Source organism: Xenorhabdus sp. TH1 (genome assembly GCF_037260955.1).
In the GTDB taxonomy this organism is placed as follows: Bacteria; Pseudomonadota; Gammaproteobacteria; order Enterobacterales; family Enterobacteriaceae; genus Xenorhabdus; species Xenorhabdus griffiniae.
Genome location: NZ_CP147734.1, coordinates 1,534,080 through 1,545,796 on the forward strand (window position 1 = coordinate 1,534,080; position 11,717 = coordinate 1,545,796).

Genomic DNA, 11,717 nt, shown 5'->3' on the forward strand with positions numbered 1-11,717 from the left:
AAAAAATAATATGTGATGACAATATATCCAGTTAATCGCCTTAAGAAATCGCCACTATCATTTCATGGTTAAATTTTTGTTAAAATTTATATATACGCATCAAACTTCAAATTGCAATTTACAACACGATATGAAGCCTGATTTCTCCCCGCGAAGCGGGGAGAAATCACACGCATCTTGAAGTTAGATTGGTATATAAGATATATTGATTGTTTGCAAGTTATAAATACAATAAAATGCCGAGCTAAATTAACCAAAAAACAATAGTGACGAATTGATACCCCCTGAAATGAAAAAATAAATGACACCATTAATCAGAGTTATTTTTAAATGGAATCACTGGTGCCTTTGTTATATATCTCTATTTTGATTCTGTCGTAGTCAACTCCATTTCGTAGTTATTGATTGGGAACTGTCCGTATGTATCATGTAAGAGTTGTTTACAACTTTCCTGTTTAATCAGGTCACTCAGTTCATTTAACCTTCTTTGCAACAATCTCTTAGTTTCTTTTTCATTATCCAAGACAGTTTGCAAAATTTTGGTCAATTGTTGCTGTAATGAAATGGGGGCGTCTGAGTTTTCTGATAATAAAGTGACCACTTCGACTGCCTTCAGGTAAGTGATCTCCATATCAATCAGTTCGTCCCACTTTTCATTTCTGGCTAAATCAATCATTTGCTCACTTAAACTAAGGATCTGCTGATAAGCTGACAAAAGATCCGTATCATTTTTCATTAAACAATATCCTGACTGGCGTTGTAATGAGGACCTATTTGCCGCCAAGCATCTGAAATCTCGGTAAGTAAATCAATCACTTCGGTAATAGCCTTTTCATCATTGCGTAAATTAGCATGGAGTAAACGGCGACCCATATAATCATATAAAGCAAAAAGATTCTGGGCAATCTCGCCGCCTTTCTCGAAATCTAATCCCTCTTTGAGACCACTATCAATGATGTTAATCGCTTTTGAAATAGCTAAACCTTTTTCTGGAATATTCCCTTGTTGCATCAGAATGATTGCACGACGCAGGGCGCTTAGCGCCCCGTTGAACAATATCTGAATCAACTGATAGGGAGAGGCATTCATAATTTCGCTCTCAAGATCTACTTGAGCGTATAATTGGCTTGCCGAACGTTGATACATTAGTGTCCTTGATTATCTTAAAAGTTGGGCCAGGGATAACTCTGCTTGCTTCAGTGAACTGACAAGTTTATCTAGTGCGGTAAGTTGTTTTTTATAACGTTGCATTGTGGCATCAATGTTTCTGTTAGTCTGTTCTGCTTGTTTTTCCAGTTTTTTCAGACTTTTGTTGATACCTTCGGTAACTGTTGCGATGGTGCCTTCATGGCTATCCAGGGTTTTTTTCAAAAAATTATAACTCTCGGTGGCAAAACCGGTTTTTTTTCCATCACCCATAAAGAAAGCCTTAACATCGGCGGGTTTCTCTTTCAGTTTTTTTTCCAATTTTTCGTTGCTGATTTCCAGTGTACCATCCAATTTTTGTTTGATGCCCAATTTATTTAGGGTAGCAATATCGGCAACGGCTTGTGGTGCAACTAACTGGTGTTTTAGCTGGCTTTGAATACTTTTTAATGTATTATCACCAAGCAAAGGACCATTGTCTTTTGCAGCTGCTTCACCTTGTTCAACCTGTTTGAATTTGGTCAATGAACTAAACGTGTTTTGTAGCTCATTATAGGCATCAACCCACTTTTTAATCGCCTCTTTCATTGGCTCAATATCACGAGAAACTACCAGTGTTTCTGGCACCGGTCTTTTTTCAGTTTTGCCGTTGATTTCGACTTCTTCTTTTTCTGAAACCTTTTTCAGATTCAGGGTAATGCCTTCTGGTGCATCTTTTATTTCATTAGTCTGGCGCTCAATATTAATGCCATTGATTGTTAATTTTGCATTAGCAGGTTCCACTACTTGTTTCATTTTACCAGTGTCATTGCCTTCGTCGTCAGACGGGTAATTCAGCCACTTAAGCTCAGCATCACCTTCAACCTTAATCGTCATGACTGATTTTGTGCCGGTTTTTTTCGAAGTCAGAATCAAATAGTTTTTATCATCTTCTGCTTTGATAATGCTGGCATTAACATTGCCTTCTTGTTTATTAATCGCGTCACGAATTTCAACCAGAGAGGTTTCATTATCTTTCAGGGAAATGCACATTGGCTTTTCTTTTTCTTCACCGGCTTTTTTTTCACCTGGTTGAGTAATAGTAATGGTACGAGTACCTTTACCTTGTTTCCCTAATGCAGCTTTTACATCAGGAAATGCCTTAGATTGTAAAGACTGAGCCTTAGCAAGCTGTTGCACTTCAATAACATAGTTACCTGGGCTAGCTTTGGAATCTGTACTCGGAGTAAATGTTTTATGATCTTCACTAGTTTTAGTGGTATTGAGTTTATCGAATTTTTTGAGTTCTTCGGATGCACTCTTTAATTTTTCCAAACTCCCTTTTAACGTACCGAAACCGGTGAGTTTCGCTTTATAGCTGGTTTGTTGCTGGGTTATTGGTTGTAAACGTTTTCTTTCTTGTACTTCAATTTGGTTTAAGTAATCACTTGTCCCAGAGGCGGCTCCTACCGAGGAAATGCTAGCCATATTGACTCCTTTTTTAATAAAAAGCATCGCTGGACATGTTATCGGATTAATTTGTGAAAAGTTTACTGACAAAATGATTTTTTTGATGGACGGAATAGTTGGTGAGAACAGGCGTTGTTTGGGTTATCGGGGAAAAGTGAGAAAAAAATAAAAAAGTTTTTTCAAGAAATATTAAAGGTTCTTTTGTCGGAGCCGATAAAACTGTTGGCGGTGATGCACACCGTGAGCAAAAGGCTCAAACTTATTATATCGATTTGATTTTAAAAGGAACTCTACTATGGCATCAGTCATTAATACTAACTACTCCTCTCTGCTGGCGCAAAATAACCTGACAAAATCTAAAAGTGTTCTGGGTACGGCTATTGAGCGTTTGTCCTCTGGTTTACGTATTAACAGTGCGAAGGATGACGCTGCTGGTCAAGCGATCGCCAACCGTTTCAATGCTAACATTAAAGGCCTGAATCAGGCTTCCCGTAACGCTAACGACGGTATCTCCATTGCCCAGACTACCGAAGGTGCGTTGAACGAAATCAACAATAACCTGCAACGTATCCGTGAACTGGCTGTTCAATCAAAAAATGGCAGTAACTCTGAAAACGACCTGAAATCTATCCAGGAAGAAGTTACACAACGTTTAGACGAAATTGACCGTATCTCTAAACAAACTCAGTTCAACGGTGTAGAAGTATTGAGTAAAAATGCTAAAATAATCACTATTCAGGTTGGGGCGAAAGATGATGAGACTATCGATATTGGTTTGAAGCAGATTGATCGAGAAAAGTTGGGCTTGAAGGATTTCGATATAGCAACCAAAAAAGCACCTATTACAGAGGGTGCAGACCTGACCGGAAAAAAATTCGATGCTACTGGTGCTGTTAGTACCGCTAGTGGTGCTAAGGATTTTGATCTTACAAATTTGGGGCTAGCAGCAGGTGCGACGTTGTCTCAAGCTAAGGATGCGGATGGAAAAGATATAGCAGGTACATATGTGGTAACAGGTAAGAAGGACGGTCAGGAGAAGTCCTTCACGGTAACAGCAGCAAAAGTTGATGCCTCAGGTACTAGCGTTAAATTTACAGACGCTAAAGAAATAACGGCTACTATTGATCCTAAGTCACTGGACAAACTGGATAACGCACTTAAAGAAGTTGATAATCTGCGCAGTTCCCTAGGTGCAGTACAAAACCGCCTAGATTCTACAATTAACAATCTAGGCAACACCGTTAACAACCTGAGTGCAGCGAAAAGCCGCATCGAAGACGCTGATTACGCAACGGAAGTTTCCAATATGAGTCGTGGTAACATCCTGCAACAAGCGGGTACTTCTGTTCTGGCACAAGCGAACCAAATCCCACAAAGCGTTCTGTCTCTGCTGCGTTAATTTTTATTTTCCAGTTGGGCAATGAGTTAGCACAACCGGTGTAAATAACGCATATAAAATAAGGATCGGCGAGCCGATCCTTATTTTTTTATTGATTGTTTTTATAGATATCGTCAAGGACAGCCTGAAACTCGCTATCATTTAGGCGGACAGCGAAAATTTCGCATAGGTGAAAAAGAAGTGCTTTTACTTCATTGTTCAAACGATTGTACCGATTAGGGGACTGGATAATGGTATCCAGTCTCTTATCCAAAGGTGTCTGTTGTTGTGAGCGATTTGTATACCGCCGAAGGCGTGATGGACAAAAATAGCCTCTGGAAGCGCTATGTACCCCTAGTTCGCCATGAAGCATTGAGGCTACAGGTCAGGTTGCCAGCCAGCGTAGAACTCGATGACTTGCTTCAGGCCGGTGGCATAGGCTTACTGAATGCGGTGGAGCGGTTTGATTCTATGCAAGGAACGGCCTTTACCACCTATGCGGTACAGCGCATCAGAGGTGCAATGTTGGATGAGTTGAGGAGCCGTGATTGGGCTCCGCGTAGTGTGCGGCGTAACGCACGTGAAGTCACGCAGACCATCCGTAAACTTGAGCAAGAGTTAGGCCGTCCAGCCAGTGAGCAGGAAGTTGCTAAAGAATTAAAGATTAATCTGATAGAATATCGGCAAATACTGTTAGATACCAATAACAGTCAACTGTTTTCTTATGACGAATGGCACGAAATTCACGGTGAAAGCTGTGAGCCAGTAGTTGAGGAGGAGCATGAGACCAATCCTCTTCAACAATTATTGGAAGGTGATCTTCGCCGGCGGGTGATCGATGTCATTGAATCGTTGCCTGAACGAGAAAAGATTGTTCTTACTCTGTACTATCAGGAAGAGTTGAATCTTAAAGAGATTGGCGCAGTGCTTAATGTGGGCGAATCCCGCGTAAGCCAGCTTCACAGCCAGGCAATAAAAAGGCTAAGGGCGCGTTTGAATCCAGAAAAGTAACTTTTTGCTTGTTTGTTTTTTTTGTTAAGACTATACACAGGGCTTTATCTCTTATGTCTATTACAACACAAAAGAAACGGCCTCTTAGCCGTTATATCAAAGACTATAAACATAGCCAGACTCATTGTCTGCACTGTCATAAAACCCTTGACCGTATCTCGCTTGTTTTTAACGGTCAGGTCATCAATAAAGAAGCTATTTCTGAGATGACTGAATTGGTGGATGACAAAACCTGGAGTGAGTTGCAAGGTAAATTCGTGGCATTGTGCCGCTTTTGTAGTGAAATTTACTGCAATAGCCAGACTGATTATTTCGACATTATGTCATTTAAACAGTATTTGTTTGAGCAAACAGAGATGAGCCATAGTACCGTGCGTGAGTATGTGGTTCGTTTAAGGCGTTTGGATGAATTACTGACTTCAAGTAATTATCCGGCAAGTGATTTTACCCCAGAAAAGATCCAGGAAAAACTCAGCGAGGAATTATCTCAATCTGCTTTTAGCAATTACAACATTGCACTGCGCAAATACGAGCAATATCTGAGTTGGCAACAGAACGGTCATTGATTAATTATACCGATAGATAATGTTGTCAAATTGAACCGATTTCAGAGGGGAGTGCGGTTTTTACGTACTCCCCTCTATAAATTTAAACGAAAAAAGTTACATGAGCTGAATAATATTAACCAATTGTCATCAGGCTCGCATTACCGCCTGCTGCGGCCGTATTCACACTTAATGAACGTTCATGAAGTAAGCGTTCTAGCAGTAAATTGGTTTCACCACGGGCAAAACCCTGTACAGAGATAATCGGTCCTTTACGCTGGGCAATCACTTCACACACATGGCGTAATTGGTCACAATCGCCATGATAAATAACCGATCCCATCGCTGTTTCTTCATCCTGCCAATCGTTGGCCCAATAAATATGCTGACGAACCTCACTTGGTAACTGGCGATGTAATTCTTGATGCAGTTCATCTTTTTCCCAAATGGCCTGGCAGCCGACAGAAAGTACCGCGGCTAATTGCACCAACACGTCTTGTTCGTTGTCTGCAAGGCAAAGAACATGGCCACGCGGTAGCAGGGCATAAGTATTGCGCTCTCCAGTTGGTCCTGGTAATAAGCGTGTTGTCCCACCCTGTGCCAGTAAACTGTATTCCTGAATCACCTGATTCAATGTTTCATTGTTCTGCTTGGTTGCCCAATCTGCCAGTTTATAGAGAGGTGAGTACAGGTCAACACGGGTCCTGGCATCGAGCTCATATTCTGTATCCTGCCGTTCCAGGGTTTGGCTGGCGGCACTGAGAGGACGTTGTGACAGCAAACGATACAGATACAACGGTCCACCGGCTTTTGGTCCTGTACCTGACAAACCTTCACCCCCAAATGGCTGTACGCCGACGACTGCACCGACTATGTTGCGGTTGACATAAATGTTGCCGACTTGTGCTTTGCTTGTAACTTGGGCGATAGTCTCATCAATACGAGTATGGACTCCCAATGTTAAGCCATAACCCGTAGCGTTGATTTGATCGAGCAGTTTATCTAACTCATTATGTTTAAAACGAACCACATGCAGGACTGGCCCGAAAATTTCTTTCTTCAATTCATCGAAACTTTCCAATTCAATCAGTGTTGGTTTAACAAAAGTGCCTTGTGACCACTCCTGGCTATCGGTGGCATTTTCATATGCTGCCTGATAAATTGTTCGGCCTTTAGTACGCATGGTTTGGATATGACGTTCGATTCCCGCTTTGGCTTCTGCATCAATGACGGGGCCAATATCTGTGTATAAATGCTCAGTATTCCCCATCCGGCATTCCGCCATCGCGCCTTTTAACATAGAAATAGTTCTTTCTGCGACATCTTCCTGAACGCACAGGATACGCAGGGCAGAGCAACGTTGACCGGCACTGTCAAAAGCAGAAGCGATGACATCAGTAACAACTTGTTCGGTTAGCGCGGAGGAATCTATGATCATGGCATTTAGGCCACCGGTTTCTGCAATCAACGGTGTTGGGCGACCTTGTGCATCAAGGCGGCCAGCAATATTGCGTTGTAACAAGCTGGCAACTGCGGTTGAACCGGTAAACATCACACCGCGTACACGTTCATCACCAACCAGTAACGCTCCCACGGTTTCCCCTTGTCCGGGCAGTAATTGCAGTACATCGCGCGGAATACCCGCTTGGTGTAACATTTTTACTGCGACGGCGGCAATAAGCGGTGTCTGTTCTGCGGGTTTTGCCAGAACACTATTACCTGCTGCCAATGCAGCGGCAATTTGACCTGTGAAAATTGCCAGTGGGAAGTTCCACGGACTGATACACACAACAGGCCCCAGTGGGCGGTGGGTATCATTGGCGAAGTCTTGGCGAACTTGGCTTGCGTAATAGTGGAGAAAATCCACCGCTTCGCGCACTTCAGCAATCGCATTGTTGAATGTTTTACCCGATTCACGAACCAGAATACCAAGCAAGGATTGCAGGTTATTTTCCATCAACTCTGCTGCGCGCACTAAAATTGCGGCTCGCTCTGAGGGTGGGGTAGCAAACCAAATTGCGCCGGCATCGGTAGCTATCTCCAGCGCATGGCTGACTTCCTGTTCAGTGGCTTCACGAACATAACCCACGATATCAGAATTTTTGGCTGGATTGTTCACAGGCTTAGTTGCAGGCAATTCTCCTGTAGGTTGATAATCACCACCTAACAAGGGTTCGCTGTTCCACGTTTCCATTGAAGAACTGAGCAAGGCGCTGGAAAGAGAAGCTAAGCGATGTTCATTGGAGAGATCTAACCCCGATGAGTTGACCCGGTTTTTGCCGTATAAATCACGTGGCAGAGGGATCTTGGGATGCGGCAGGCCGATTAGCCCTTCGGTCTGGGCCAATTCTTGTACGATTTTTACCGGGTCAGCGACTAATTCATCAATCGGCAGTGAGGTATCTGCAATGCGATTGACAAATGAAGTATTGGCACCATTTTCCAGCAAACGGCGCACCAAATAAGCCAGTAATGTTTCGTGTGTCCCTACAGGTGCATAAATACGACATGGGCGATTAAGTTTGCCTTCTGAAATTTTACCAACGACTTGTTCATAAAGGGGTTCACCCATACCATGCAGGCATTGGAACTCATATTGTCCCGGATAATAGTTTTGCCCAGCCAGATGATAAATGGCAGACAACGTATGGGCATTGTGGGTAGCAAATTGCGGGTAGATCAAATTAGGGACAGCGAGCAGTTTGCGGGCACAGGCAAGGTAAGAAATATCAGTATAAACTTTGCGGGTATACACCGGGTAGTCTTCTAAGCCATCGATTTGGGCACGCTTAACTTCACTATCCCAGTAAGCACCTTTCACCAGACGGATCATCAACCTGTGACGGCTACGTTGTGCCAAATCAATAATGCTGTCGATGACAAAAGGACAGCGTTTCTGGTAAGCCTGAATGACAAAACCAATACCGTTCCAGCCTGCCAGTTTTGGCTCGAAACACAGTTTTTCCAACAAATCGAGGGAAATTTCCAGACGATCGGCTTCTTCTGCATCAATATTGATACCGATATCATATTGACGAGCCTGTAGGGTCAGGGAAAGCAGGCGAGGATAAAGTTCGTCAATAACACGTTCGTACTGGGCACGGCTATAACGTGGATGCAGGGCGGAAAGTTTGATAGAAATTCCTGGCCCTTCATAAATACCACGACCATTTGACGCCTTACCAATAGCATGGATAGCTTGTTGATAGGAAATCATATAGGCTTGTGCATCTTCTTCGGTTAATGCGGCTTCGCCGAGCATATCATAAGAATAGCGGAAGCCTTTTTCCTCCATTTTGCGGGCATTGGCAAGGGCTTGAGCGATGGTTTCTCCCGTTACAAATTGCTCACCCATCAGGCGCATTGCCATATCCACACCCTTGCGTACTAATGGCTCACCACTTTTACTAATAATACGGTTTAAGGATTTGGATAATTTGGCTTCATTATGGGTAGATACCAGCTTGCCAGTGAACAATAAACCCCACGTTGCCGCGTTGACAAACATGGAAGGACTTTGGCCTAAATGGGAATGCCAGTTGCCGTTACTGATTTTATCGCGGATCAGGGCATCACGGGTAGCTTTGTCAGGGATACGCAGCAAGGCTTCGGCGAGGCACATCAACGCCACACCTTCTTGTGAAGAAAGTGAAAACTCTTGTAATAACCCCTGAACTAAACCTGAGCGGCCAATGCCTTGTTTTTGTTGGCGTAGTTTTTCGGCAATGGAATAAGCCAGTTTATGAGTCGCCTTGGCTTGTTCTTCAGATAGCTGTGCACGTTGCAGCAGCATAGGAACCGCCTGGGTTTCGGGGAGACGATAGGCCGCAGTAATTGCAGAACGTTTCACCGATTGGGGTAAAATGTGTTCGGCAAAATCCAGAAATGGTTGATAAGGCACCTCAATCTGTGATTCTACTTCGGAAATCATTTCTTCTTTGTTATCCTGACCCGCTGATATTTCTGGGATCTTATCCTCATTTTCCAGACGTTCAAGATAGTTAAAAATGGCTTGCTTAATGAGCCAATGTGGTGTGCGTTCAATTCGTTGTGCTGCGGTTTTAATTCGATTACGCGTTGCTTCATCGAGCTTTACACCCATAGTGGTACTACCCATTTTCACTCCTTAATAGGTAAGACTAGAAAAAATTACATAACAATATCTTTCATGTTGCAACTTTGTGCAACTTTGTTACAAGCGTTCATTCTGAATTTGTGAAATTAATCTTGTTTTCATTATCTCTTCAGAGAAACTTATTATTGATTTTTGATTATGCTATTGATATTAATTAATTTTATTTTCATTTTGTAAATTTTAGGTATAACCCATTATTTAATTTCAGGTGCAACTTCTGGAGTGGTAAATGTGATTTAGCAAGCGTTTTTTATAAAAATACAGTTAATTTGTTGTTAAAAATGTTTTAGCTAAATTAGGATAGAATGTAATTTTAGAATAATTACAAGCATAAATAGTACATATGGAAACTAATGTCATCTTTAAGTACAACGGGGACATCCTGGTAAAAAAGGCAAGGTATCACTTGAGAGTACTTCCAGCACAGATGGCATGATTTACGCAAATAGCACATTTGCAGAGACATAATTTATAAAAACACTATGGAGAAGAACCTGCATGACAGTAAATTCACCAATGCTTATTACCTTCATTATCTACATCGCAGGGATGTTGTTGATAGGTTTTGCTGCTTATCGTTCCACCAAAAATTTTGATGATTACATATTGGGTGGACGGAGATTAGGCAGTGTGGTAACAGCATTATCTGCTGGCGCTTCTGATATGAGTGGCTGGTTATTGATGGGGTTACCAGGGGCTGTTTTTTTCTCTGGTATTTCAGAAAGTTGGATCGCATTAGGGTTGCTGTTGGGGGCATACCTGAATTGGCGATGGATTGCAGGTAGATTACGCGTACATACTGAAGTGAGTAATAACGCATTGACGCTACCGGATTATTTTACTAATCGCTTTGAAGATAAAAGCAAAATTCTGCGTATTATCTCTGCACTGGTTATCTTGATTTTCTTTACTATCTACTGTGCGTCGGGTGTTGTGGCTGGTGGTCTGTTGTTTGAAAACACGTTTGGTATCAGCTATGAAAAAGCGATTTGGCTGGGTGCATTGGCGACAATTGCTTATACCTTCCTCGGCGGTTTTCTTGCAGTAAGCTGGACGGATACAGTTCAGGCAACTTTAATGATTTTTGCTTTGATTTTGGTCCCTGTGCTGGTCTTGTTCAAAGTGGGAGGAGTTGACTCAGCCATCAATATTATTGAGGCAAAAAATCCAGCCTATTTAGATATGTTTAAGAATATGAATATTATTGCCATTGTTTCTTTGTTAGGATGGGGATTGGGCTATTTTGGTCAACCACACATTCTGGCTCGTTTCATGGCGGCAGACTCCCACCAGACTATTCATAAAGCCCGCCGCATCAGTATGACGTGGATGTTATTGTGCCTTGCAGGCACTGTGGCTGTTGGCTTTTTTGGTATCTCATATTTTGAAATATATCAAGAGCAGGCAGGGCCTGTATTGCAAAACCGTGAGCGTATCTTTATAGAATTAGGTGTGCTTTTGTTTAATCCGTGGATCACGGGAGTATTATTGTCTGCGGTATTGGCTGCGGTTATGAGTACATTGAGTTGTCAGTTGTTGGTTTGTTCCAGCGCATTGACAGAAGATTTCTATAAAGCATTTATACGTACTAAAGCCAGCCAGAGAGAATTGGTATGGGTTGGTCGTATGATGGTTTTGCTGGTGGCAATCATTGCCATCATGCTCGCAACTAACCCGAACAATAAGGTACTGGCTTTAGTCAGTAATGCTTGGGCTGGGTTTGGTGCGGCGTTTGGCCCAGTGGTTTTGATTTCGGTATTGTGGAAACGTATGACTCGTAATGGGGCGCTGGCAGGTATGCTTGTGGGGGCAATTACTGTACTGGTTTGGATGGAGTACCGTTGGTTTTCCCTGTATGAAATTATTCCCGGCTTTATCTTCGCGACGATAGCCATTATTGTGGTGAGCCTGCTAGGAAAAGCGCCGAGTCAAACAGTGCAACAGCGTTTTATTGATGCAGAAGCACACTATAAGACAAAATAATCCAATAAAATTATAAGCCCCTGAATACTCAGGGGCTTATTAGTTTATGCCCATCAATCACGAATGCCCG

8 protein-coding genes are annotated in these 11,717 nt (G+C 42.5%); 4 read left to right on the forward strand and 4 right to left on the reverse strand.

Translation table 11 applies throughout. From position 1 onward, the window contains the following. Positions 1-361: 361 nt before the first annotated feature. The 3 genes from fliT to fliD are packed head-to-tail and all read right to left on the reverse strand — an operon-like array spanning position 362 to position 2,613. A complete protein-coding gene (fliT, locus tag WDV74_RS06870; protein WP_338885264.1) occupies positions 362-736 on the reverse strand; it encodes a flagella biosynthesis regulatory protein FliT in 375 nt (124 codons plus the stop codon). Then, positions 736-1,146, reverse strand: a complete 411-nt coding sequence (gene fliS, locus WDV74_RS06875; protein WP_338885265.1) for a flagellar export chaperone FliS — start codon at positions 1,144-1,146, stop codon at positions 736-738. Before fliS ends, fliT begins: the two co-directional genes overlap by 1 nt. Before the next feature lie 12 nt (positions 1,147-1,158). Further along, positions 1,159-2,613, reverse strand: coding sequence for a flagellar filament capping protein FliD (fliD, locus tag WDV74_RS06880; RefSeq protein WP_338885266.1), 1,455 nt, complete (start codon positions 2,611-2,613; stop codon positions 1,159-1,161). Between the two features lie 277 nt (positions 2,614-2,890). Here fliD and WDV74_RS06885 point away from each other — a divergent pair, with 277 nt between their 5' ends. The 3 genes from WDV74_RS06885 (at position 2,891) to fliZ (ending at position 5,550) form a co-directional block, all read left to right on the forward strand. Further along, complete coding sequence (locus tag WDV74_RS06885; RefSeq protein ID WP_338885267.1) at positions 2,891-3,994, forward strand: FliC/FljB family flagellin; 1,104 nt, start codon at positions 2,891-2,893, stop codon at positions 3,992-3,994. Positions 3,995-4,261: 267 nt separating this feature from the next. Continuing rightward, complete coding sequence (locus tag WDV74_RS06890) at positions 4,262-4,984, forward strand: RNA polymerase sigma factor FliA (RefSeq protein ID WP_338885268.1); 723 nt, start codon at positions 4,262-4,264, stop codon at positions 4,982-4,984. 53 nt (positions 4,985-5,037) lie between these two features. Further along, the gene (gene fliZ, locus WDV74_RS06895; protein ID WP_338885269.1) at positions 5,038-5,550 is read left to right on the forward strand and encodes a flagella biosynthesis regulatory protein FliZ; all 513 of its coding nucleotides are present in this window, start codon (positions 5,038-5,040) and stop codon (positions 5,548-5,550) included. A 115-nt stretch (positions 5,551-5,665) separates the two neighbouring features. On the opposite strand, the gene putA is transcribed toward fliZ, so the two are convergent. Continuing rightward, a complete protein-coding gene (gene putA, locus WDV74_RS06900) occupies positions 5,666-9,646 on the reverse strand; it encodes a trifunctional transcriptional regulator/proline dehydrogenase/L-glutamate gamma-semialdehyde dehydrogenase (protein WP_338885270.1) in 3,981 nt (1,326 codons plus the stop codon). A gap of 516 nt (positions 9,647-10,162) precedes the next feature. Here putA and putP point away from each other — a divergent pair. Continuing rightward, complete coding sequence (putP, locus tag WDV74_RS06905) at positions 10,163-11,647, forward strand: sodium/proline symporter PutP (RefSeq protein ID WP_338885271.1); 1,485 nt, start codon at positions 10,163-10,165, stop codon at positions 11,645-11,647. The last annotated feature ends 70 nt before the right edge of the window (positions 11,648-11,717 follow it).

Coding starts and splice junctions, on each gene's coding strand:
- fliT (WP_338885264.1), bottom strand. CDS start 736: ATGAAAAATGATACGGATCTTTTGTCAGCTTATCAGCAGATCCTTAGT.
- fliS (WP_338885265.1), bottom strand. CDS start 1,146: ATGTATCAACGTTCGGCAAGCCAATTATACGCTCAAGTAGATCTTGAG.
- fliD (WP_338885266.1), bottom strand. CDS start 2,613: ATGGCTAGCATTTCCTCGGTAGGAGCCGCCTCTGGGACAAGTGATTAC.
- WDV74_RS06885 (WP_338885267.1), top strand. CDS start 2,891: ATGGCATCAGTCATTAATACTAACTACTCCTCTCTGCTGGCGCAAAAT.
- fliZ (WP_338885269.1), top strand. CDS start 5,038: ATGTCTATTACAACACAAAAGAAACGGCCTCTTAGCCGTTATATCAAA.
- putA (WP_338885270.1), bottom strand. CDS start 9,646: ATGGGTAGTACCACTATGGGTGTAAAGCTCGATGAAGCAACGCGTAAT.
- putP (WP_338885271.1), top strand. CDS start 10,163: ATGACAGTAAATTCACCAATGCTTATTACCTTCATTATCTACATCGCA.